Source organism: Phytohabitans rumicis (genome assembly GCF_011764445.1).
GTDB classification, from domain to species: Bacteria; Actinomycetota; Actinomycetes; order Mycobacteriales; family Micromonosporaceae; genus Phytohabitans; species Phytohabitans rumicis.
In genome coordinates this window covers 4,284,624-4,306,681 of the sequence record NZ_BLPG01000001.1, presented here as the reverse complement: position 1 = coordinate 4,306,681, position 22,058 = coordinate 4,284,624, and the positions used below count along the sequence as shown (strand labels likewise).

Annotated in this window: 17 protein-coding genes and 6 pseudogenes; 12 read left to right on the top strand and 11 right to left on the bottom strand. The window is 71.5% G+C overall.

The features are described from left to right. Positions 1 to 5 precede the first annotated feature (5 nt). Both Prum_RS19135 and Prum_RS19130 read right to left on the bottom strand, forming a co-directional pair. On the bottom strand, positions 6 to 377 hold the full coding sequence (locus Prum_RS19135; protein ID WP_173077775.1) for a YciI family protein: 372 nt from the start codon (positions 375 to 377) through the stop codon (positions 6 to 8). Positions 378 to 451: 74 nt separating this feature from the next. After that, positions 452 to 1,711 (bottom strand): annotated as a pseudogene (locus Prum_RS19130) (MinD/ParA family ATP-binding protein); the annotation flags it as partial. Positions 1,712 to 1,830: 119 nt separating this feature from the next. Between Prum_RS19130 and Prum_RS55085 the strand changes: the two are divergent. Both Prum_RS55085 and Prum_RS19120 read left to right on the top strand, forming a co-directional pair. Further along, positions 1,831 to 2,064, top strand: a complete 234-nt coding sequence (locus Prum_RS55085) for a hypothetical protein (protein ID WP_173072754.1) — start codon at positions 1,831 to 1,833, stop codon at positions 2,062 to 2,064. 289 nt (positions 2,065 to 2,353) lie between these two features. Continuing rightward, positions 2,354 to 2,695, top strand: a complete 342-nt coding sequence (locus Prum_RS19120; protein WP_173072752.1) for a hypothetical protein — start codon at positions 2,354 to 2,356, stop codon at positions 2,693 to 2,695. 124 nt (positions 2,696 to 2,819) lie between these two features. On the opposite strand, the pseudogene Prum_RS19115 reads toward Prum_RS19120, so the two are convergent. Continuing rightward, positions 2,820 to 3,649 (bottom strand): annotated as a pseudogene (locus Prum_RS19115) (diacylglycerol kinase family protein). 128 nt (positions 3,650 to 3,777) lie between these two features. Between Prum_RS19115 and Prum_RS19110 the strand changes: the two are divergent. From Prum_RS19110 to Prum_RS19090, 5 genes and pseudogenes are all read left to right on the top strand, one after another. After that, positions 3,778 to 5,064, top strand: coding sequence for an adenylosuccinate synthase (locus Prum_RS19110; protein ID WP_173077774.1), 1,287 nt, complete (start codon positions 3,778 to 3,780; stop codon positions 5,062 to 5,064). Positions 5,065 to 5,214: 150 nt separating this feature from the next. Further along, positions 5,215 to 6,549, top strand: a complete 1,335-nt coding sequence (locus tag Prum_RS19105; RefSeq protein WP_173073357.1) for an IS4 family transposase — start codon at positions 5,215 to 5,217, stop codon at positions 6,547 to 6,549. A gap of 186 nt (positions 6,550 to 6,735) precedes the next feature. Continuing rightward, positions 6,736 to 7,656 (top strand): type IV toxin-antitoxin system AbiEi family antitoxin domain-containing protein, encoded by a 921-nt coding sequence (locus Prum_RS19100; protein ID WP_173077773.1) that lies wholly within the window; start codon positions 6,736 to 6,738, stop codon positions 7,654 to 7,656. Positions 7,657 to 7,734: 78 nt separating this feature from the next. Next, positions 7,735 to 8,984: pseudogene (gene purD, locus Prum_RS19095) on the top strand (phosphoribosylamine--glycine ligase). A gap of 54 nt (positions 8,985 to 9,038) precedes the next feature. Beyond that, on the top strand, positions 9,039 to 9,614 hold the full coding sequence (locus Prum_RS19090; RefSeq protein ID WP_173077772.1) for a hypothetical protein: 576 nt from the start codon (positions 9,039 to 9,041) through the stop codon (positions 9,612 to 9,614). Here Prum_RS19090 and Prum_RS19085 read toward each other — a convergent pair. The 4 genes from Prum_RS19085 to Prum_RS19070 are packed head-to-tail and all read right to left on the bottom strand — an operon-like array spanning position 9,593 to position 12,399. Beyond that, on the bottom strand, positions 9,593 to 9,805 hold the full coding sequence (locus Prum_RS19085) for a ferredoxin (protein ID WP_246277977.1): 213 nt from the start codon (positions 9,803 to 9,805) through the stop codon (positions 9,593 to 9,595). The two genes, Prum_RS19090 and Prum_RS19085, sit on opposite strands and share 22 nt — an antisense overlap. Beyond that, entirely contained in the window at positions 9,798 to 10,949 is a 1,152-nt protein-coding gene (locus Prum_RS19080) for an NADH-ubiquinone oxidoreductase-F iron-sulfur binding region domain-containing protein (protein ID WP_173077770.1), read from the bottom strand. The genes Prum_RS19085 and Prum_RS19080 overlap by 8 nt, the downstream gene beginning before the upstream one ends. Next, on the bottom strand, positions 10,946 to 11,491 hold the full coding sequence (locus Prum_RS19075) for a ferric reductase-like transmembrane domain-containing protein (protein ID WP_173077769.1): 546 nt from the start codon (positions 11,489 to 11,491) through the stop codon (positions 10,946 to 10,948). Before Prum_RS19075 ends, Prum_RS19080 begins: the two co-directional genes overlap by 4 nt. Further along, positions 11,488 to 12,399: an FAD:protein FMN transferase gene (locus Prum_RS19070; RefSeq protein WP_173077768.1), complete on the bottom strand. Its 912-nt coding sequence runs from the start codon at positions 12,397 to 12,399 to the stop codon at positions 11,488 to 11,490. The genes Prum_RS19075 and Prum_RS19070 overlap by 4 nt, the downstream gene beginning before the upstream one ends. 51 nt (positions 12,400 to 12,450) lie before the next feature. On the opposite strand from Prum_RS19070, the gene Prum_RS19065 reads away from it, so the two are divergent. Next, complete coding sequence (locus Prum_RS19065) at positions 12,451 to 12,666, top strand: hypothetical protein (protein WP_173077767.1); 216 nt, start codon at positions 12,451 to 12,453, stop codon at positions 12,664 to 12,666. A 90-nt stretch (positions 12,667 to 12,756) separates the two neighbouring features. Here Prum_RS19065 and Prum_RS19060 read toward each other — a convergent pair whose 3' ends face one another. The 3 genes from Prum_RS19060 to Prum_RS19050 are packed head-to-tail and all read right to left on the bottom strand — an operon-like array spanning position 12,757 to position 15,972. After that, the gene (locus tag Prum_RS19060; RefSeq protein ID WP_173077766.1) at positions 12,757 to 14,307 is read right to left on the bottom strand and encodes an AMP-binding protein; all 1,551 of its coding nucleotides are present in this window, start codon (positions 14,305 to 14,307) and stop codon (positions 12,757 to 12,759) included. Next, a complete protein-coding gene (locus Prum_RS19055; protein ID WP_173077765.1) occupies positions 14,304 to 15,518 on the bottom strand; it encodes an acyl-CoA dehydrogenase family protein in 1,215 nt (404 codons plus the stop codon). Before Prum_RS19055 ends, Prum_RS19060 begins: the two co-directional genes overlap by 4 nt. 1 nt (position 15,519) lies before the next feature. Further along, positions 15,520 to 15,972 (bottom strand): SCP2 sterol-binding domain-containing protein, encoded by a 453-nt coding sequence (locus Prum_RS19050; protein WP_173077764.1) that lies wholly within the window; start codon positions 15,970 to 15,972, stop codon positions 15,520 to 15,522. Between the two features lie 132 nt (positions 15,973 to 16,104). Between Prum_RS19050 and Prum_RS19045 the strand changes: the two genes are divergently transcribed. Continuing rightward, on the top strand, positions 16,105 to 16,689 hold the full coding sequence (locus tag Prum_RS19045) for a TetR/AcrR family transcriptional regulator (RefSeq protein ID WP_173077763.1): 585 nt from the start codon (positions 16,105 to 16,107) through the stop codon (positions 16,687 to 16,689). Positions 16,690 to 16,697: 8 nt separating this feature from the next. Next, positions 16,698 to 17,498, top strand: coding sequence for a MaoC/PaaZ C-terminal domain-containing protein (locus Prum_RS19040; RefSeq protein ID WP_371871243.1), 801 nt, complete (start codon positions 16,698 to 16,700; stop codon positions 17,496 to 17,498). Between the two features lie 58 nt (positions 17,499 to 17,556). Here Prum_RS19040 and Prum_RS19035 read toward each other — a convergent pair. Continuing rightward, positions 17,557 to 18,869, bottom strand: a pseudogene (locus Prum_RS19035) (3-oxoacyl-ACP reductase). 44 nt (positions 18,870 to 18,913) lie between these two features. Between Prum_RS19035 and Prum_RS19030 the strand changes: the two are divergent. After that, positions 18,914 to 20,181, top strand: a pseudogene (locus Prum_RS19030) (acetyl-CoA C-acetyltransferase). A gap of 6 nt (positions 20,182 to 20,187) precedes the next feature. Continuing rightward, positions 20,188 to 21,602, top strand: a pseudogene (gene purB, locus Prum_RS19025) (adenylosuccinate lyase); the annotation flags it as partial. Positions 21,603 to 22,058 lie beyond the last annotated feature (456 nt).

The window sequence follows — 22,058 nt, the reverse complement described above, 5'->3', positions numbered from 1 at the left end:
GCGCCTCACATGTCCGGCCCGGTCATGGCGAGCACCGGGCGCACCTCGACCAGGCCCAGCGGTGCCTCGGGTATCTGGGCGGCGATCTCCATGGCCCGGTCGAAGCTCTCGCAGTCGACCAGGAAGAAGCCGGCGAGCTGCTCCTTGACCTCGGGAAACGGCCCGTCCGTCAGGGTGGCCCGGGTGTCGGTCACGGGCACCCGCCGGGCCTGCGACGGGTCGGTCAGCGCCTCGGCGACGATCATCTCGCCGGAGGCGACCAGGCTCTCGTGCAGCGCGGCGTAGAACTTCCAGCCCTCCGCCCGTTCGGCCTCGGAGAAGCTGTCCCAGATCTCGCGGGACTTCGGGTTGCCGTAAATCATGATCAGGTACTTCATCGGTGCCCTCCACGCGTCTCGACGTCTTCTTACCCGATACGTCGAGACCGGCGCGGCCACTTCGACATGCGCGGCTAAAGGCCCTCCGAGACCGCGCCGGCCACCTTCAGCCAGGCGTCCAGCGTGGGGTTCGAGAGCTGGCCGTACCGCAGCGGCTCGCCCGTGTCGATCAACCGCTCGTACGGCGCCAGCAGCACCGCCCGCGTACGCGCGGCGAAGTGGCGCTGGATCGGCGGCAGGTCGATGTCTTTCGCGCGGGGCGGCATCGACACGACCGTGACCGCCTGCCGTACCAGCCGGGTGCGCCCGCTCTGCTCCAGGTGGTCGAGCATCCGGGCGGCGGTCTCGGCGGAGTCGTTACGCGCCGACATCGTGACCACGAGCTGGTCGGTGGCGTCGATCGCGGCCTGCCAGTTCTGCGCGCGCACGTTGTTGCCGGTGTCCACAAAGATCAACTTGTAGAACCGGCTGACCACCTCGCGGATCTCCGCGAACGCGTGCGCGGTCAGCATCTCGCCCGCGGTCGCGGACTCATCCGAGGCCAGCACGTCGAACATGCCCTCGCCCTGCGCGCGCACGTACTGGGACAGGTCGCCGACCCGTCCCTGCGCGCCCTGGAAGTTGGACAGGTCGCGCAGCATGTCGCGCACCGTACGGGTGTGGAAGTCCTGCTGGGCGCGCATCCCGAGGGTGCCCTGAGTCTCGTTGTTGTCCCAGGCCAGCACGTACCCGCCGCGCTTCTGCCCGAACGTCATCGCCAGCAGCAGCACCGCGACCGTCTTGCCGGCGCCGCCCTTCGGGTTGACCACGGTCACCTGGCGCAGGCCGCCGAAGTTGCGCCGCACCTTCTCGACGTCCTGGCGGAACTCCTGCTCGTGCCGCCCCGGCGCCAGCTTGACCAGGCCGAGCGTGGACTTGTTGACCGCCGCCCGCATGCCGGTCCGCGCCACGGGCTCCGGCGGGCGAGCCGCGCGGCGCCGCGCGAACTCCTCCGCCGTCGGCACGGCCGCCTCCGGGGTCCAGGTCTGTTCCGAGTACGTCTGCGGCGGCATCCGGTACACGCCGGGCGCCTCTTGCTGGGGGCGCTGTGGCACCTCGGTCACGCCGGGGTGCACCTCGCGCGGTGGCTGCACCGGAGCCTGCGGCGTCGGGTTGGTCGGCGGCTCGGCGTGGCCCGGCGGTGGGGCCGACCACGGCGACCCCGGGGCGTGGGGCAGATGTGCGTGCGGCAGCGGCGCCGCGCCGGCCCAGGGGTCGGCCGGCGGCAACAGCGGCTGGTTGGTGGTCGGCGCGTTGTTCGCCGGCGGTCCCCAAGCCGGGCCGGGCGGGTGCGCGTGCCCCGGCGGGGCGGGCCCGGCATGTGCGCCATGTTCGCCGGCGGCGGCCGCCAACCGGGCTGGCTCGTCGCCGGCTGGCTCGAGGGCTGGGCGCCGGCCGGAGGGCCCACGGGCGGTTGGCTCCAGCCCGGCTGGCCGGCTCGCCGGCCGTGGTCCGGAACGGGTTGTTGCCCCCAGCCCGGTTGGTCCGCGGCGGGCTGGTGGTGGTCCGGGGCGGGTTGGCCCCAGCCCGGCTGGTCCGCAGGCGGCTGGCCATGGTCCGGGGCGGGCTGGGCCCAGGCCGGCTGGTCCGGGAGTGGCTGGTCCGCGCTGGGCTCGCCCCAGCCCGGCTGCTGCGCTGGCGGCGCTGACCTGACCGGCGCAGGCGAGTCCGGCGCGGACGACGCCGGCCCGGGGGAGATCGGCGTATATGGCTGGGCCGGCGAGACCGGGTGCGCCGACGCCACGGGCGGTCCCGGCGAGATCGGGTGCGCCGAGGCGACCGGCGGCGCGGACGCGACTGGGGGCGCCGATACAGCCGGCCGGGCTGAGACGACTGGCGGGGCTGAGACGACTGGCGGGGCTGAGACGACCGGCGGGGCCGAGACGACCGGCGGGGCTGAGACGACCGGGGGTGCCGATACGACGGGCGGGGTCGACATGGCCGGCGGAGCTGAGGAGACCGGCGGGACCGGGGGCGCGGGCGGCAGCGGGATGCCACCGGAGTGGCCCGAGGAGACCGGGATGCCGGCGGGTGGCGTGGTGGCGATCGGCGGGCCGTTGTGCACCGGCGTGAGCGGCTCGCTGGGATCCGGGCCGCCGCCCGCCAGGTGCCAGACGCCGGGCGGGAGGTTGTCGGCCCCGTTGGCCCAGCCCTGGGCGGCGGGTGGGGGCGGCTCGGCGTACACCTGCGGAGCCGGCTCGGGCGCGAAGACCGGGGGCGGTGGTGGCGGTGGTGGGGGTGCGGCCGGCGCGGGCGTCGGGTCATCGTCCGGGACGTAGCCGTCCGTGGGCCACAACGGCTTCACGCCGCGGTTGGGCCCGACCGGCGTCTGCCGCGACGCGTGTCCCCGATCCTCGTCCACCATCACCCTCCCCTCTCGCAACCCGCAGCCTCGCACAGGAGTCAGCGGACGTACACCGCCCAGGCGCCGGGCTCGACCCACCACGACCGCTTGTGACTGAGGGTGGCGGTGACCCCGTCGTCGACGTACCCGATCTCCTGCTGCCGAGGGGTGATGGCGACCGCGCGGCCGCGCGCTCGGCGGACCTCGATGCGGACGCGGGGCCGGCGCAGGGCGCGGCGCGCGAGCACCGGCACGGCCACCGCCACCTCCACGATGCCGTCGGCCGGATCGGGCGCGGTAAGCAGCGGCAGGCCGTCGTACCGCGCGTAGCCGGCACCGTTGCCGACCGCGCAGGCCAGGATGGGGTCGGCGCCGTCGCTGAGTACGGCGTCGTCGACCTCCACCCGCGCGTGCCAGGGCGACTCCTGCCCCCGACCAGAGCCCCGTCCAAGGTCACCGAGCCGCCATCGTTGCGAAGCAGGTCAAGCCGGCGCACCTTCTCGCCGAGCGCCGCAGCCGCCACGTCTGCGGGGGCGCGCGGGAGGTCGAGCTGGGCGGCCAGGTCGTTGGCGGTGGGGTCGAGGGGGAGTACGCCGATCGGCGGGAGGTCGGGCACCGTCCGGTCGGGCGGGAGGTCGGCGGGGCGCTTGCTGGGCGCCGGGGCGTACCGGCGGACGAGGCGGCGCACGACGGCGCGCAGCTGGCCGTCGGTGGCCGCGGCGACGATGAGCCGGCGCCCGTCGAGCGCGGCGTCGATGTCGGCATCGGACTCGGCGGTGACGGTCTCCACGCGGGCGCCGGCGGCGCTGAGCGCGTCGGCGCAGGCGAGCACGGGGACGCGCGGCGCGCCGCAGCCACCGCCGAGGGTGAGCAACACCACGTCGTACACCGGCGGTGACCCCCTGCTGATCTCCATGGCCAGCTCTGACCTGGCCGTAACTTCTTGTTAGCCTGACACCTCGGGCTCGCCACGCGGTCGCCACACTGGCACCCGAGCCCCCCAGAAGGCGGGAAGAGATGCCAGCGATCGTGCTCATCGGCGCGCAGTGGGGCGACGAGGGCAAGGGCAAGGTTACCGACCTGCTGGGGGAGCGGGTCCACTACGTCGTGCGTTACTCCGGTGGCAACAACGCCGGGCATACGGTCATCACCCCTGACGGCCAGAAGTACGCGTTGCACCTCATGCCGTCGGGCGCCCTGTCCCCAAACGCGATGATCGTCATTGGGAACGGGGTGGTGGTCGACCCGAAGGTGCTGCTCGCCGAGATCGACGGGCTGGCCGAGCGCGGCGTGGACGTGTCCCGCCTGCGCATCTCCGGCGACGCCCACCTGATCATGCCGCACCACCGGGCGATGGACCGGGTGGTCGAGCGCTACCTCGGGTCGGCCCGGATCGGCACGACCGGCCGCGGGATCGGTCCCGCGTACGGCGACAAGGTGGCCCGCATGGGCATCCGGATCCAGGACCTGCTCGACCCGGGCATCTTGCGCAAAAAGCTCGAACTGGTGCTGCGCGAGAAGAACCAGACCCTGTTCAAGGTCTACAACCGCAAGGCGCTCGACCCGGCGGCGGTCGTCGAGGAGTACCTGGCGTACGCGGAGCGGCTACGGCCGTACATCGCCGAGACCCGCACGATCCTGTGGGACGCCCTGGACCGCGGCGACACCGTCCTCCTGGAGGGCGCGCAGGCCACCATGCTGGACATGGACCACGGGACGTACCCGTTCGTGACCTCGTCCAACCCGTCCGCGGGTGGGGCGTGCGTCGGCGCGGGCATCCCGCCCACCGCGATCACGAAGGTGATCGGGGTCAGCAAGGCGTACACGACGCGGGTGGGCTCGGGGCCGTTCCCGACCGAACTCTTCGACGAGAACGGGGCACACCTCCGCAAGATCGGCGCCGAGTACGGCACGACCACCGGCCGGGAGCGCCGGTGTGGGTGGTTCGACGCGGTGGTCGCCAAGTACGCCACCCGCCTGAACGGCATCACCGACCTGGTCGTCACCAAGCTCGACGTGCTGACCGGGCTGGAAAAGGTGCCGATCTGCGTGGGCTACGAGATCGACGGCGAGCGGGTCGACACGATGCCGATGACGCAGACCGCCTTCCACCACGCCAAGCCGATCTACGAAGAGCACGACGGCTGGTGGGAAGACATCACCAAGGCCCGCCAGTTCAGCGACCTCCCAGAAAACGCCCGCACCTACATCGAACGCATAGAAGACCTCTGCGCCACAAGGATCTCCATAGTCGGCGTAGGCCCCGGGAGAGAGGAAAACGTAGTCCGCCACGACCTCCTCTAGTCCCAATGCCGCTCAGTTAAGGGTCTGGCCGGGCGTTGTTGATGGGGCCGGGGTAGACGGGCAGCGAGGCTCCGGTAGACATGGCTGTCCTCACAAGACGGTCATGATCTGTAGGGAGCCTCGCTGTCCACGTATTTTGTCACCCGCCGGATGATCAAGGTCGCTGCGGGTGTGTTCGCCCCAGGGCACGTTGGGGAGTTGACGCAGCATGTGCCGTTCGAGATGGTCGATGCCGCGTTGGCGGAGGCCGGTCTGGGTAAGTCCCGTGTGCGTGAGGTACCAGCCCGGGTTGTGGTCTACCTGCTGTTAGCCGGCGCGTTGTTCGCCGAGGTGGGCTACCGGCAGGTCTGGGACAAGCTGGTAGCGGCCCTGGACGGTGTGCCGGTGGCGAACCCGACCTCGGGTGTGCTGGCCCAGGCCCGCCAACGCATGGGACCGGCTCCTTTGCGGGCCTTGTTCGACCTGGTGCGGGGACCGGGTCCGGCGCCGCGTACCCGTGGGCGGTGGTGGCGAGGGCTGCTGGTCTGCGCTATAGACGGGACCAGCGCGGCTGTCCCGGCCAGCGCGGCGAATCTGGCCGAGTACACCCCGCATCGCTGCAACCATGGCGGGTCGGGCTATCCGAAGCTGCGGCTGCTGGTGTTGGTGTGCTGCGGAACCCGGACCGTCATCGACGCGATCTTCGGGCCCACCGGGGTGGGGGAGATGCCCTACGCCAAACGGTTGGTGGCCAGCCTGCGTCCGTCGATGGTCGTGCTGTTGGACCGGGCCTTTGGGGCGGCGGACCTGATCGAGGCGATCGCGCAGGCCAGGGCATACCTGGTGGTGCGGGTCAAGGACAACCGGAAACTGCCGGTGATACAGCGGCTGCCGGACGGCTCATACCTATCGGTGATCGGCCAACTGCGGGTCCGCGTGGTGGAGTGTCAAATCCACGTGCAGACCACGGCCGGGCGTGCCACGACCATGTACCGCCTCGTCACCACGCTGATTGAGCACCACCACTATCCGGCGTTCGACCTGGTCCGGCTCTACCACGAACGGTGGGAGGTCGAAACAGCGTTCCTGGAACTGAAATCGACGATCCTGGGCGGGCGGGTACTACGAGCCAGGACCCCGGCCGGGGTCCGCCAGGAGGTCTACGCCCTGCTGGTGACCTACCAGGCCATCCGCCTGGCCATGGCCGACGCCACCGACACCCAGCCCGACCTTGACCCCGACCGGGCCTGCTTCACTACCGCCTTGAGCGCGGCGCGTGACCTGGTCGTGCAGGCGGCGAACGCCATCACCGGCGCGGTGATCGACCTGGTCGGCGCGATCGGCCGGCGAGTCCTAGCCAACCTCATGCCCGAGCGTCGGACCAGGCGCGCCCCGCGGATCGTCAAACGAGCGATCTCCAAGTACAACGCCAAAGGCCCCAACATCGACCGGAAGACCTACCAGGCCACGATCAGCATCGACATCCTCGTGCCCCAGAGCCCTTGACGACGCCACACCACGCCTTAACTGAGCGGCATTGCCTCTAGTCCGGTCCCCCACCTCCCCGTTGATCATGAACTTGTCCCCAGGAGAACGCGCTCTCGCGGCGGACAAGTTCATGATCAACGGGGAGGTGGGGGTAGTTATCCACAGGGGGTTTTGTCGATCTCCTTGTGGGGCCACCGTGGGGGCGTGGATGGGGTCGAGGTTGTTCGGCTGGTCGCGCAAGGGCAGGACGGCGTAGTTACGTTGGCGCAGGCGCGCGAGGCGGGGTTGACAGCGCACGACGTCGATCGGTTGTGCCGTGCAGGTCGGTGGCAGCGGCTGGCGCGCGGCGCGTACCTAGTGGACCCGCAGGCCGTCGCGCCGCGCCGGGCCCGGATCCGCGCGGCTGTGGCGTCGGCCGGCGCCGGGGCGGTGGCGGCGCTGGGCACCGCGGCGGAGCTGCACGGGATCGCCGGCCTCAGGCAGTCGCAGGCCATACACGTGACGGTGGCCGGCTCGGCGGCCAAACCGCATCGCCGCACCGATCCCGCGCTCGTGATCCATCAACTGGCGGTGTTACCGGAGGAGGTTTGTGCGGTCGGTGGCATCCCGACGACGACGCCGGTGCGTACCGCGGCTGATCTCATCCTCCGGGTGGACCGGTATGTGGCCGTATCGGTGCTTGACTCGGCGCTGAACCGAGAGCTGATCCAGCCCGAGGAGTTGGCGGCAATCCCGGCGTTGATCCGGGGACGGCGTGGCGCGGTCGCTGCTCGCGTGCACCTCACCGAGGCCGATGGCCGCGCACAGTCCCCTTTGGAGACTCGGGTGCGGCTGCGCTGCGTTGACGGGCGGGTCCGCCCCGATGCCCTGCAACACGCGGTCTGCGACGAGGACGGCTACATCCTCGGCGTTGGCGACCTGGCCTGGTTGCGTGCTCGGATCATCGGCGAGGCCGATGGCAAGGCCCCGCACAGCCTGCCGGACGCTGTCTTCCAGGACCGGCGTCGGCAAAACCGCCTGGCGAACGCCGGCTGGCTGATCCTGCGATTCACCTGGCAAGACACCCTGGACCCCGGCTACATCCCCTACGTCGTGCGCGCCGCGCTCCTGTCCCGCATCCGGTGATCATGAACCTGTCACCCGGAAGTGGGCCCCAAAGTGCGGATAACTTCATGATCAACGGGGAAAGCTAGGGTGGGCGGCGTGCGAGTTGTAGTTGTTGGGGGTGGGGGCGGGAGCATGCGCTTGCCCTGGGGATTTCCGCGGATCCCTCCGTTGAGCGGGTTATTGTGGCGCCGGGGAATCCTGGGATTTCGGCGGTCGCGTCCGTCCTTGAGGTTGATGGGAATAGTCCGGACGCGGTCGCCGCGTTGGCGGTCGAGGCGGCGGCTGATCTCGTGGTCGTGGGGCCGGAGGCGCCGCTTGTCGCCGGGGTAGCGGACGCGGTGCGGGCCAAGGGGATTCCGTGCTTCGGGCCGTCGGCCGCCGCCGCCCGGTTGGAGGGCTCGAAGGCGTTCGCCAAGGAGATCATGGCGGCCGGCAACGTGCCGACGGCTCGGGCGTACGCGTGCCGCACGGTGGACGAGGCGGCGAAGGCGCTCGACGAGTTCGGTGCGCCGTACGTGGTCAAGAACGACGGGCTCGCCGCCGGCAAGGGCGTGGTGGTGACCGACGACCGGGCCGCCGCGCTGGCGCACGCCGAGGCGTGTGGCCGGGTTGTCATCGAGGAGTACCTGGCCGGGCCCGAGGTGTCACTCTTCGTGGTCACCGATGGAGAGGCGGCCGTGCCGCTGCTGCCGGCGCAGGACTTCAAGCGGGTGGGCGACGGCGACACCGGGCCCAACACGGGCGGCATGGGCGCGTACGCCCCGCTGCCGTGGGCGCCACCCAACCTGGTCGACGAGGTGATGAGCAGCGTCGTGCGCCCCACGCTGGCGCAGATGCGTGGCCGGGGCACCCCGTTCGCCGGGCTGCTCTATGTCGGGCTGGCGCTGACCGCGGCCGGCCCGCGGGTGATCGAGTTCAACGCGCGGTTCGGCGACCCGGAGACCCAGGTCGTGCTCGCGCTGCTGGAGACGCCGCTCGCCGGGCTGCTGCACGCGGCCGCGACCGGCACCCTCGCGGAGCACCCGCCGCTGCGGTGGCGTCCCGGCGCGGCGGTCACCGTGGTGCTCGCCGCGCACGGTTACCCCGCGGCACCGCGTACCGGGGATGTCATCACCGGCGCGGAGCGCGCCGGCATCATCCACGCCGGCACCGCGCGCCGGGCCGCCGACGGTGCCCTCGTCTCCGCGGGCGGCAGGGTTCTCTGTGGTACGGCGACAGGCCCCGACCTGGCGGGCGCACGCGCAGCCGCGTACACCTTGCTGGATGGGGTGACCCTGGACGGCGCGCACCGACGGTCGGACATCGCGCTGGCGGCGGTGCAGCGGCGAGTCGTCCTGCCAGAGTGACGACGGCACGATCTCGGGATTACCGTCCGTGTTCCAAGCTCCTACCGTGTGGACATGAGGAACCGGACGGCAATGCTTGTTCTCGCCGGAGCTGTGGTGTTTGCCAGCTCCATCGGGGCGGTGGCCGGCTGCCTGTCGCTGGAGCGCGGCGGCAGCGGCGCCAATCTAGGTGCCGGGGCTACGGAGACCTTCGGCACGCCTACGGTCACCGCGAGCGCCAGCCCGTCGGCCGAGGCGACCGCGGCCGAGCCCGAGACGCCGCGGACCACCAAGCCGGCGCCGCGCCGGACCACCAGGGCGCCGGAGACCGGTCCGAAGATCGAGTACTTCAAGATCACGCAGTGGCCCAAGTGCCCGCAGGGGACCTCCGAGTACCCGGTCGAGGGCGTGCCGGTGAAGCTGGAGTGGAAGGTCACCGGCGCGCACGAGGTGACCATCTCGGTGGACGGTGACGGCGTCTACAAGACGTACGAGACCGAGGGCTGGGACGAGATCTACTTCCCGTGCGGTGACGGTCAGCCGGGCGAGGAGGTCACGCACACGTACAAGCTGAAGACCGTTGGCGGCGGAGACGTGAAGTCCAAGACGCTCAGCGCGTCGGCCGAGGTCTACGAGGTGGCCACGGTCTGAAGGCTCAGCGCGAGCCGGGGGCACTGCGCGACCGCGCGGCGGGCGTGCGGTGCCAATTCCCGGGGTACGTCGAGGCCGGCGCGGGGCAGCGGATAGCCCCATTCGTCCAGGTCGAGCAGCTCCGGGATCAGTTCGGAGCACACCCCGCGGCCCCGGCAGGCGGTCCAGTCAATGTGCAGCTGATCAGCCACGGTGTCCTCCCTCGGTGACGCAGGTGCCGGCGAGGTGCGCGCGCACCTCCGGTGCGAACGTCTGGAGCGCGCTGCGTACGAAGCGCGCGGTGCCATCCGGGTGGTGGCAGGCGCCGCGACCGGTGACCAGGCCGATGAGGCGTTCCACCTCGGCGGGCAGGCCGGCGTGGCGCTCGCGGCGGGCCAACCGGGTGAGCGTGTCGGCGAGCCGGGGCAGCCCGTTCACGCACGGGCCGCACTGCCCGGCGGTCTGGCGGGCCAGGTAGCTCGCGATGCGGCCGCTCTCCACGAGCCCGCAGGCATCGGTGGGCAACGCGATCACGACGCCGGCCCCGGGCGAGGCCCCGTACGGCCGCAGCCCCGCCCGAGACACCGGCACCTCGGGACGGGCCGGAAGCCACGCGCCGTGATAGCCGCCGATGAGCACCGCTTGCAGCGACTGCGACGGGCCACCCGCCATGGCGACCAGCTCGGCGAGCGGGATGCCGTACGGGGCCTCGTAGACGCCGGGTTGCCGCACCGCGCCGCTGAGCGTGGCCAGGAACGTGCCGGGCTCCTCCGGCGTGCCACGGCGGCGGAACCACCGCGGGCCGTACCGGGCGAGTAGTGCCAGGTGGGCCAGGGTCTCCACGTTCTGGACGAGCGTCGGTGCGCCCTTCACGCCGTGCTCCACAACGCGCTTGCGCTTGTCGCGGGGCAGCGCTGCGCCACCCTCCACACGGGACACCACGGCCGACTCCTCGCCCGCGATGAACGCGTCCGGCGCGTCGACGACGGTGACGTCCGGGGCCAGCGGCCGCAACCGACCGGCCAGGTCCGCGGGGACGTAAAGGTACAGCTGCGAGGCGCCGACCGCCGCCGCCACCAGGCGCAGGCCGTCGAGCACCAGGTGCGGTGACCGGGTGAGCAGGGTCCGGTCCTTGTCGCTGCCCGGCTCGCCCTCGGCGCCGTTCCCGATCACGATGGGCCGGCCGGCGGCGGTCGCCACGGCGGCGAGCTTGCGCCAGGTGGGAAAGCCTCCCCCGCCCCGGCCGGTGAGCCCGGCCTCCTGGGCCAGCGCGATCAGGTCGCGGCCCAGGATCGGCGCCGGGCCGTGGTCGTGCCCGGCGAGCAGGCCGGCCGCGTCGACGGTGGTGACGGTCATCGAAGGCTCCCTACGGGTGCGAAGCGGTCGGACAGCCGCCAGCCGAGCGCGGAGACCACCGCCGCCACGCAGGCGACCGTGATCACCCACAGCCACGCCTCGCTGCGGTCAGTTCCGGTGCCCAGGCCGTGGAGGACGGCGATGGGCCAGGTGAGGTATGCGAGCCAGTGCATGGCCCGCCAGGCGGTCAGGCCGAGCCGGTGCCGCAGCAGGCTGGTCACGACCAACGCGATGATCAGGTCGAGCGCCAGCGTGCCGAGGCCCAGCCACATCGGCCGGTACGCGCCGAGGAACGGCACCACGAGGTCGACGAGCTTCAGCTGGGCGTACGGGTCGAAGAAGAGGGTGAGCACGTGCGCCGCGAGCAGGCTCACCGCGAGCAGCGAGGCGTTGCGGTGCACCGTCGCCACGGCGAACCGGGGCAACCCGAACACCGGGCGACCGGAGCGGCTGCCGACGCCGAGGACGACCACGACCGTGAGCAGGACCAGCGAAACCACGCCGGTGCCGCGAGCCAGGTACCAGAGGGCGTCCGTGCTCATGCCGGCCAGCCGTTCAGCGTGAGAACCTCGCCGCTGGCCGTCACCAGTCGCGCCGGCTTGTGCAGCGAGGTCGGGGCGTGGTGGCCGCGGACGAGCGCGGCGGTGCTCAACATGTTCGCCTCCAGGCAGTGTTCCGCCGCCACCGTCACGGTGCGCCAGACCGGGTCGGCCGGTTGGCAGGTGCGCGGGTCGAGGATGTGGTGCAGGGTCCGGCCGTCCGCGAGCCAGCGCCGGCTGATCGTGCTGGACGTGGCCAGCGCCATGCCGGCCGCCAGCGCGATCGTGCAGTGCGGCTGGTCCGGCCCGTCCTGCACCAGCACCCGCCAGCCGCCGTCGGGCTCCGGACCCGCCGTGGCGATGTCGCCGCCGAGGCTGACCAGTACGCCGACACCGCAACGCTCGGCGACCAGCCGGGCGCAACGGTCGGCGGTGAACGCCTTGGCGGTTGCCCCCAGGTCGAGCTTGATTGCCGGCGGGATGGTCAGCTCCTGGCCCTCCAGCTTGACCTGATGCCAGCCGGGGGCGGGGACGACGACGATCGGCAGCTCCGCGCGGTAGGCCGGCAGGTCGGCGAAGTCACGGTCGTAGCCCAGCCGGTACAGTGCCGCCCCCACGGTCGGGTCGACGTCGCCGTCGCTGTGCTCGGCCGCCCACAGGGCGGCCTCGATCAGCTCCGCGAGCAGGAGGCTGACGCGTACCGGCCGGCCGGCGGCGGGGCGCAGCCGGCGCAGCTCCGAGTCCTCCCGAAACCGGCTGCACGCCAGCTCGACGGCGAGCAACTCGGCCTCGACCAGGCGGCGCGCGGTGGGCAGGACGGCCGGGTCGGTCACGACCAGCCGTGCGGTCGTGCTCCAGACCGGCCACTGGGCGGTGTCGACCCCGACCGGCAGGTTCTCCAGCAGCGGCATGACCGTCAGGACCCGCCCGACGTGGCCTGCGCCCCGCCGTCGCTGCTGCTGGTGACCCCGCTGCTGCTACTCCCAGAAGAGGATGAGCTGCTCCCGGATGAGGAGGACGAGGAGCTGCTGTCCGATGAGGACGTCGAGGTCGACTCCGTGGTAGGGGACGCCACAACCGCTGCGACCACCAGGGAGCCGACCAGGCTCGCCGCCACAAGCCCGCCCGTGACAGCCATCGTCCGCCGCTGTCCGCTCTCCCGCACTGCTGACACGTAAGCCATGTCCATCAGGTTGGCGGGGCGGACTGGAGAGTCCTTGTGGCGTTCCTGTGCGGCTCCTGTGCGACGCGGCGCGCAGGTACGGCGCTCAGCGGGGGAGGTTGCGGGTGACGATCTTGCCGGTGGCGTTGCGCGGGAGGTACGGGAGGAAGACCACGTCGCGCGGTACGGAGTAGCGGGCGCGGTAGCGGCGGACGTACTCGCGTACCGCGTCGGCGTCGAGCGTCTCGCCTGGGTGCAGGGCGAGGTAGGCGGCCAGGCGCTGGCCGTACTCGGGATCCGGGACGCCGATCACCGCGACCTCGCGCACCTGCGGAAGCTCGGCGAGCAGGTTTTCCACCTCGGAGGGGAAGACGTTTTCGCCGCCCGAGATGATCATGTCGTCTTCGCGGCCCACGACGAAGAGCAGGGCGTCGGCGTTGACGTGGCCGAGGTCGCCGGTGGCGATCAGGCCGTCGTGCGACTCCTTGGTCGCGCCGGACGTGTACCCCTCGAAGAGCATCTCGTTGCCCACGAAGATCCGCCCGACCTGGCCGCGGGGGACCGGCTGGCCGTCCGGGTCGAGGATCGCCAGGTGGGTGCCGTGCGGCGGGTGGCCGGCGGTCTGCGGTGCCTTGCGCAGGTTGGCGGGGGTGGCGATGGACGCCCAGGAGACCTCGGTGGAGCCGTAGAGGTTGTAGAGCACCTCGCCGTACGCGTCCATGAACTTCGTGGCCAGGCCGCCGGGGAGGGCGGAACCGCTGACCGCGACGATGCGCAGCGGGTTCGGGTCGGGCGGCGGCGCCTCCAGCAGCCGCTGCAGCATCACCGGTACGGCGAAGAGCGCGCGTACCCGATGCTGGGCCACCAGGTCGGCGCAGCCGGCGGGCTCGAAGCGGCGCTGCAGCACGACGGTGGCCCGCAGGGCGAACGCGACCTGAAGCGCGGCGTACCCCCAGGTGTGGAAGAGCGGCGCGGCGATCATGATGCGGTCGCGGGCGTGCAGCGGGATGCGGTGGATGATCGAGACGAGCGGCCCGAAGCCGCTGGGCGTACGGCGGCGCGCGCCCTTGGGCGTGCCGGTGGTGCCGGAGGTGAGCACGATCGTCCGGCCGTCGCGCTCCGGCGGCCGCAGGTGGCCGGGCGGCGCGCCGGCGGCCAAGGCGAGCAGGCGCGTCTCGTCGATGCGCTCCACAGTGGCCGGTACGGCCACCACCTTCTCGGCGAACTCGGTGTCGTGGATCAGCACCCGCAGCTGCTGCTCTTCGGCGACCGCTTCGAGCTGGGCCGGCGACAGCCCGGTGTTGACCAGCACGGTGTCGGTGCCGAGCAGGTTGCCGGCGATCATCGCCTCGACCATGCCGGCGTGGTTGCGGCAGAGCAGGCCGATCCGGTCGCCCGCGCCGACCCCGGCCGTGCCGCGCAGCGCGCGGGCCAGGCGTTCGGCGTTGCCCAACAGGGTGCGGAAGGTCAGCGCGCCGCGCTGTTCGTCGATGACGGCGATCCGGTCCGGGTCGCGGGCGGCCGCCTGGCGCAGCTCGCCGGAGAGGCTGAAGCCCCACCGGCGCAGCGCGTTGAGCTGGGCAGCCACCCGGACCGGTGACCCGGGCGTGAGTAGCCCACGCCGGGTCAACGTCGCCACGACGAACGGTGTGATCACCTGATCTGCATCCCGGAGATGGCCCGGGAGATCACCAGACGCTGGATCTCCGACGTGCCCTCGAAGATCGTGTAGATCTTCGCGTCGCGGTACCAGCGCTCGACCGGGTGCTCGCGCAGGAAGCCCGCCCCGCCGAGGATCTGCACGGCCTTCTCGGTGACGGCCACGGCCACCTCGCCGGCCTTCAGCTTTGACATCGAGCCCTCGCCGGCCTCGAAGGCGCGGTTGTTGCGGCCCATCCACGCGGCCCGCCACACCAGCAGGCGCGCGGCGTCGATCTCCGTCTTCATGTCGGCGAGCGCGAACGCGACGGCCTGGTTCTCGATGATCGGGCGGCCGAACTGGACGCGCCCGCGGGCGTACTCCAGGGCGTACTCGTACGCGGCTCGGGCGACGCCGATCGCCTGCGCGCCCACGGTCGGGCGGGACAGCTCGAAGGTGCGCATCGCGGCCTGCCCGGCGGCTCGCTGTCCGGAGCGGGCCCGGTCGAGCCGTTCGAGCAGGGCATCCCGGCCGCCGAGCAGGCACCGGCCCGGCACCCGTACGTCATCCAGGAACACGTCGGCCGTGTGCGAGGCGCGCAGGCCCAGCTTCTTCAGCTTGCCCGGCGAGGAGAGCCCCTTCGTCCCGGGCGGTACGACGAACGCCGCCTGCCCGCGCGAGCCCAGGTCCGGGTCGACCGTGGCGGTCACCACGTGCACCGCGGCGATCCCGCCGTTCGTGGCGAACGCCTTCTGGCCGCTCAGCACCCACTCGCCGGTGGCCTCGTCATAGGCCGCGCGGGTGCGCATCGAACCGACGTCGGACCCGGCCTCCGGCTCGGTGCTGCAGAACGCCGCCACCGCCGGCTCGTCCACCGTGCCGAAGCACCGCGGCACCCACTCGACCATCTGCTCCGGCGTACCCGAGCCGTAGATCGAGGCGACCGCCAGGGAGGTGCCGAAGAGGGCCAGGCCGATGCCCGCGTCACCCCAGAAAAGCTCCTCGCTGGCGATCGGCAGCGAGATCCCGGTCGGGTCCGCCCAGCAGTTGGCGAGGAACTCGAAGCCGTAGAGCCCGATCTTTGCCGCCTCTTGGATCAGCGGCCAGGGCGTCTCTTCGCGGGCGTCCCACTCCCCGGCGGCTGGGCGCACGACGTCTTTGGCGAAGCCGTGCACCCAGTCCCGGAGGTCCCGCTGCTCCTCGTTCAGGTCGAGCGAGAACTCCGGCATATCAAGCCTTCGGGATGTCGAACAGGTTGGCGATGTTCGCGGCCAGGCCCAGGTCGCCCTTTGCCTTCAGCTTGCCGGTCATGAACATCATCACCGGGTTGCCGGCGCCGGAGACCACCTTGAGGAACTCGACGGGCCCCATCGTCAGCGCCAGCTTGGGGTCGCGCTCGGGCGTGGGCGAGAGCGTGCAGGTGCCGTTCTCGATCACGACCTCGTACGTGTCGGCGCCGCCGTCCGGGCGGCCGGTGACAGTCCAGTGGATGACCGCGTTGGTCCCGCCGGCCCGGTCCGCCCGGAAGAGCGACGGCATCCGGCCGAACACCTCGTCAAGGACCTTGCCACGCATGTCGCTCTGCATGACCTCCTTGATCTGTGAGTCCGGTGCGGTCTTGACGATCTTCGCGAACTGCTTCGGGTCCACACTGGCAAAGTCGGACAAATCGAAGTCGGTCATGGGTTGAGCCTCCGTGAGTAGAGAACTTACTCGTGCGTAACCTTACGCACGAGTAGGTATGCTGACAAGGGTGACAGGCTATTCCGCCCCCCGACCTTCAAACGACTGCCACGGGCGGTTCGTGAGCAGCAAATGTTGGACGCCGCCGTCCGGGTCTTCTCCCGGCGCGGCTTCCACGCCGCGAGCATGGACGAGATCGCCGACGACGCCGGCATCTCCAAACCCATGGTGTACGCCTACCTCGGCACCAAAGAGGAGCTCTTCGTCGCCTGCCTGCACCGCGAGGGCACCCGGCTGATGGAGGCGATCGCCGAGGCCGTCGCGCCCGACCTGACGCCGGACGGGCAGCTGTGGAGCGGGCTGCGGGCCTTCTTCCGGTTCGTCGGCGCGCACCGGGACGGCTGGGGGGTGCTCTACCGGCAGGCGCGCGCCCAGCAGCCGTTCGCCGACAACCTCGCCGAGATGCGCGAGCGCATGGTCAGGGTGGTCGGCGTGATGCTCGCGCAGGCGCTCGCCGCCGAGGGCCGAGAGATCCGCGACACCGACCTGGAGGTCATGGCGTACGCGCTGGTCGGCGCCTCCGAGTCGCTCGCCGACTGGCTGGCGGATCACCCGGAAGCCGACCCCGACAAGACCGCGACCCGGATGATGAATGTGGCCTGGCTCGGCGCCGCCCAACTGCTGCGCGGCGACGTCTGGCACCCATCGGGCGAATAGGAGTGATGATGGCGCCCTACCTCAAGGCCGCGATCGGCCTGGTGCCGGTCTTCTCCCGGCCCGACCACCTGCCCGACACCGAGCTGGAGCGGCGCGGCGTCGCCGTCGACCGGGGCCGGCTCGCCGGCTACAACCGGGTGTGCGGCTTCCGGCTCACCGACGCGCTGCCGCCGACGTACCCGCACATCCTCGCCTTTCCGCTGGCGACGAAGCTGATGTCCGCCGCGAACTTCCCGTTCCCCGTCGTCGGCGTCGTGCACGTGGCCAACCGCATCGAGCAGCGCCGCCCGATCGACGCCGGGGAGACGCTCGACCTGTCGGTCCGGGCCGTCGACCTGCGCGAGCACGAGCGCGGGCGGCAGTTCGACGTCGTCGCCACCGCCTCGGCGGGCGGCGAAGAGGTGTGGCGGGGCGTCTCGACGTACCTGCGCAAGGAGCGTAAGGGCGGGTCCGCGCGCGGCGGCGACCGCCCGGAGCCGCCGGCGCCGTCGGCTCGCTGGCGAGTCCAACCCCGCGCGGGTACGGATTACGCGCGCGTCTCCGGCGACCACAACCCGATCCACACCTCTCGCCTCGGCGCCCGCCTCTTCGGGTTTCCCCGGCCCATCGCGCACGGCATGTGGAGCAAGGCCCGCTGCCTGGCCGCGCTGGAGGGCCGGCTGCCCGAGGCGTACGCCGTGGACGTGGAGTTCAAGCTGCCGATCCTGCTCCCGTCCACCGTGGCCTTCAGCGCTCAGCCACAGTGGACGTTCGCCCTCCACAACGCCGGCTCCGGCAAACCCCACCTAGCCGGCACAATCACCGCCTGAGTGCAAGGAAGGGCCCCTTGTTATCGCTTTTTGCATAACAAGGGGCCCTTCCTTGCACTCAGGCGCCGAGGAGGCTTTGGCCGCAGACTCGTACCACGTTGCCGGTGATGCCGCCGGACGCGGGCGAGGCGAACCACGCGATCGTCTCCGCCACGTCCACCGGCAGCCCGCCCTGGGACATGCTGTTCATCCGGCGGCCGGCCTCGCGGATCATCACGGGGAGCTTCGCCGTCATCCGGGTCTCGATGAACCCGGGCGCCACCGCGTTGATCGTGATGCCGCGCTCGGCGAGCACCGGCGCCATCGACTGGACCAGCCCGATCACGCCGGCCTTGCTGGTCGCGTAGTTGGTCTGGCCGCGGTTGCCGGCGATGCCGGCGATCGAGGCCACGCCGATCAGTCGCCCGCCGTCCGGGATCAGGCTGCGCTCCAGGAGTACGTCGTTGATGCGCTCCTGGCTGGAGAGGTTGACGTCGAGCACGGAGTCCCACCGGTCGGCGTCCATCCGCCCGATCGTCTTGTCTCGCGTAATGCCCGCGTTGTGCACCACGATGTCGATGCGCCCGTGCCGACCGCCGATGTGGTCGGCGAGCCGGTCAGGTGCTCCCTCCGCGGTCAAATCGAGCTGGTACGACGTACCCCTGATGTCATTGGCGACAGCGGCGAGCGCGTCGCCGGCGGCGGGCACGTCCAGCGCGACGACGTGCGCGCCGTCGCGGGCCAGGACCCGCGCGATCGCCGCGCCGATCCCCCGCGCCGCGCCCGTGACCAGGGCGACCTTGCCGTCGAGCGGGCGGTCCCAGTCGGCCGGCGGGTTGACGGCGGCCGCCGGGCCGATGCGGATGACCTGGCCGGAGACGTACGCCGACTTGCCGGACAGCAGGAAGCGGACGGTCGACTCGATGGCGTTTTCGGCGCCGGGGTGACGTAGACGAGCTGCGCGGTCGTGCCGCGGCCGAACTCCTTGCCGATGCTGCGGGTCAGCCCCTCGATGGCGCGTTGGGCGGTGGCCTCGCGTGGGGTCTCGCACGCCTCGGGCGGGGTGCCGAGCACGATCACCCGGCCGGAGGCGTGCAGCGAGCGCGCGTGCGGGTGGAAGAAGTCGTAGAGCGTGTGCAGTCCGGTGGAGTCGCTGATGCCGGTGGCGTCGAAGATCAGGGCGCTGTACTTCTCGGCCTGCTCCTCGACACCCTTGAGAATTTCGCTGACGGGCTCGCGTAGTCGACCGCCCGGCGCGGCGTCGAGTAGCACCGGACCCAGCTTCTCGCCGGCCTTGTACCGGCGCAGCCGGGGCGGCGCGGGCAGACCGAGGCGCTTGACCACGGCTCGGCCCGGGGCGGAATTGGCGAAGGTCGCATACCGATCGCTCATAGGCGTATCCTACTCACGAGTAGGTTTCGCTGGGAGGGGAAGTCGTGCAGAGTGTCGCGATCATCGGTGGTAACCGGATCCCGTTCGCCCGGTCGAACAGCCGGTACGCCACGGCGGCCAACCAGGACATGCTGACCGCCGCGCTGGACGGCCTGGTCGCCCGGTACGGCCTGGCCGGTGAGCGCCTCGGCGAGGTGGTCGCGGGGGCGGTGCTGAAGCACTCCCGCGACTTCAACCTGACCCGCGAGGTCGTGCTCGGCTCGCGGCTCGACCCGCACACCCCGGCGTACGACGTGCAGCAGGCGTGCGGCACCGGCCTGGAGGCGGCGATCCTGGTCGCCAACAAGATCGCACTGGGCCAGATCGAGGCCGGTATCGCGGGCGGGGTCGACACCACCTCCGACGCGCCGCTGCAGCTCAACGAGGACATGCGCCGCGCCCTGCTGGAGCTCAACTCGGCCCGCTCGCTGGGCGCGCGGCTGCGGGCGGTCGCCCGGCTGCGGCCGCTGCAGCCGTTCCGGCCGGAGATTCCGCGGAACGCCGAGCCGCGTACCGGGCTGTCGATGGGCGACCACGCGGCGATCACGGCTCTGGACTGGGGCATCTCCCGTTCCGCCCAGGACGAGCTCGCCTTGGAGTCGCACCAGAAGCTCGCGGCCGCGTACGACCAGGGCTTCTTCGACGACCTGCTCACGCCGTACCTCGGGCTGACCCGGGACCAGAACCTGCGGCCCGACACGTCGCTATCGAAGCTGGGCTCTCTGAAGACCGTCTACAAATCTGCGGATCCCACCATGACGGCGGGCAATTCTTCCCCGCTCACGGACGGGGCCGCCGTGGTGCTGCTGGCATCCGAGGAGTGGGCCGCCGCGCGCAACCTGCCGGTGCTCGCCCGGTTCGTCGACGCCGAGACCGCCGCGGTCGACTTCGTGCACGGCGGCGAGGGCCTGCTCATGGCACCCGCGTACGCCGTGCCCCGGCTGCTCGCCCGCAACGGGCTGACCCTGCAGGACTTCGACTTCTACGAGATCCACGAGGCGTTCGCGTCCCAGGTGCTGGCCACGCTCGCCGCGTGGGAGTCGCCCGAGTTCTGCAAGTCCAGGCTGGGCCTCGACGCGCCGCTGGGCTCGATCGACCGCTCCCGCCTCAACGTGAACGGCTCGTCGCTCGCCGCCGGGCACCCGTTCGCCGCGACGGGTGGGCGCATCGTGGCGACCCTGGCGAAGCTGCTCGCCCAGCGCGGCTCGGGGCGTGGCCTGATCTCCATCTGCGCTGCCGGGGGCAGGGTGTCGTCGCGATCTTGGAACGCTGAGACAATTTGCCCGTGATTCCGAATGTGCTCGCAGCCCGGTACGCCTCACCCGAACTCGTCGCGTTCTGGGCGCCGGAAGAAAAGGTACGGCTGGAGCGGCGCCTGTGGGTGGCCGTGCTCCGGGCCCAGCGCGACCTGGGCATCGAGGTGCCGGACGGCGTCGTCGAGGCGTACGAGCGGGTGCTCGACCAGGTCGACCTGGCGTCGATCGCGGCCCGCGAGCGGGTGACCCGCCACGACGTGAAGGCGCGCATCGAGGAGTTCAGCGCGCTGGCCGGGCACGAGCACATCCACAAGGGGATGACCTCGCGCGACCTGACCGAGAACGTCGAGCAGTTGCAGATCCGGCGGTCCCTGGAGCTGGTCCGGGACCGCGTCGTGGCCGCCCTGGCCCGGCTCGCCCGGCTCGCTGTGGAGCACTCCGACCTGGTCATGACCGGCCGCTCGCACAACGTGGCGGCGCAGGCGACCACGCTCGGCAAGCGGTTCGCGTCGGCGGCCGAGGAGCTGCTCATCGCGTACGAGCGACTCGACGACCTCATCGCCTGGTACCCGCTGCGCGGCATCAAGGGCCCGGTCGGTACGGCGGCGGACCAGCTGGACCTGCTTCTCCACTCTTCTGATCGGCTGGCTGTCTTGGAGAAGCAGGTGGCCGCGCACCTGGGCTTCACCCGGGTGCTGGACAGCGTCGGGCAGGTCTACCCACGTTCCATCGACTTCGCGGTGGTGGCCGCGCTGGCACAGCTCGCCGCCGGCCCATCCTCGCTGGCCACAACCATCCGGCTGATGGTCGGGCAGGAGTTGGTCACCGAGGGCTTCCGGCCCGGCCAGGTCGGCTCGTCCGCCATGCCCCACAAGATGAACACCCGCTCCAGCGAACGCGTCAACGGCTTCGCTGTGATCATCCGGGGTACCTGTCTATGGTCGGTGAGCTGGCCGGCGACCAGTGGAACGAGGGCGACGTCTCCTGCTCCGTCGTACGCCGGGTCGCCCTGCCGGACGCCTTCTTCGCCACCGACGGACTCTTCCAGACGTTCCTGACCGTGCTCGACGAGTTCGGCGCGTACCCCGCGGTGATCGCCCGGGAGCTGGACCGCTACCTCCCGTTCCTGGCGACCACGAAGATCCTGGTCGCCGCCGTACGCCGGGGCGTCGGCCGGGAAGCCGCCCACGAGGCGATCAAGGAGCACGCGGTGGCGGTGGCGCTGGCGATGCGGGAGAAGGGCGCCGTGGAAAACGACCTCTTCGACCGGCTCGCCCTTGACCCGCGCCTCGGCCTGAGCCGCGCCGAGATCGACGCGCTGGTCGCGGACCGGGAGGCGTTCGTGGGCGCCGCACCAGCCCAGGTCCAGTCCGTAGTCGACCGGGTCGCCACCGTAGTAACCGCCCACCCCACAGCCGCCGCCTACACCCCACCCCCATCCTCTGAGCCCCTCCCTCTCCGCCGTCTCCCCGCTCCTCTCCGCCTCTCCCCGTCGATCAAGGGCATATGGTCGTGCTTTGATCTCTAAACCACGACCGTTTGCCCTTGATCCACGGTGAAGTCCTTGATCGATGCGGTGGGCGAGGCGTGCGGGCTTGCCCCGGTCGCGGGGCAGGGTGCGGTGGGGCGCGACGACGTCTGCGGGTGTGAGCGGTTACTACCCGTGAGTGGGGCGCCCTCAAGGCCGGGTAGTTAAGGGAATCAGGTCCATGTCGAGCGCTGATGTGATGCGGTCATCGCCCTTGACTTTGGTGACTGTGTCGAGAAGTTGCCCTCCCAGGGGCAACTGTTCGCCACGGTCGCGGCGTAGGTCGGCCCTGCCGTCGATCACATCGCCGGCCCGGTGGGTGGACCGGGATCCAGTGGCTGGTTGTGTCGGATACATCCGGGTGCG

Bases quoted from the DNA above. Each gene is read 5' to 3' on its own strand.
- Prum_RS19050 (WP_173077764.1), bottom strand. From the start codon at position 15,972: ATGACCGACTTCGATTTGTCCGACTTTGCCAGTGTGGACCCGAAGCAG.
- Prum_RS19045 (WP_173077763.1), top strand. From the start codon at position 16,105: ATGTTGGACGCCGCCGTCCGGGTCTTCTCCCGGCGCGGCTTCCACGCC.
- Prum_RS19120 (WP_173072752.1), top strand. From the start codon at position 2,354: ATGGCCGGCGGAGCTGAGGAGACCGGCGGGACCGGGGGCGCGGGCGGC.
- Prum_RS19055 (WP_173077765.1), bottom strand. From the start codon at position 15,518: ATGCCGGAGTTCTCGCTCGACCTGAACGAGGAGCAGCGGGACCTCCGG.
- Prum_RS19080 (WP_173077770.1), bottom strand. From the start codon at position 10,949: ATGACCGTCACCACCGTCGACGCGGCCGGCCTGCTCGCCGGGCACGAC.
- Prum_RS19075 (WP_173077769.1), bottom strand. From the start codon at position 11,491: ATGAGCACGGACGCCCTCTGGTACCTGGCTCGCGGCACCGGCGTGGTT.
- Prum_RS19135 (WP_173077775.1), bottom strand. From the start codon at position 377: ATGAAGTACCTGATCATGATTTACGGCAACCCGAAGTCCCGCGAGATC.
- Prum_RS19040 (WP_371871243.1), top strand. From the start codon at position 16,698: ATGGCGCCCTACCTCAAGGCCGCGATCGGCCTGGTGCCGGTCTTCTCC.
- Prum_RS19090 (WP_173077772.1), top strand. From the start codon at position 9,039: ATGAGGAACCGGACGGCAATGCTTGTTCTCGCCGGAGCTGTGGTGTTT.
- Prum_RS19070 (WP_173077768.1), bottom strand. From the start codon at position 12,399: ATGCCGCTGCTGGAGAACCTGCCGGTCGGGGTCGACACCGCCCAGTGG.
- Prum_RS19110 (WP_173077774.1), top strand. From the start codon at position 3,778: ATGCCAGCGATCGTGCTCATCGGCGCGCAGTGGGGCGACGAGGGCAAG.
- Prum_RS19105 (WP_173073357.1), top strand. From the start codon at position 5,215: ATGATCAAGGTCGCTGCGGGTGTGTTCGCCCCAGGGCACGTTGGGGAG.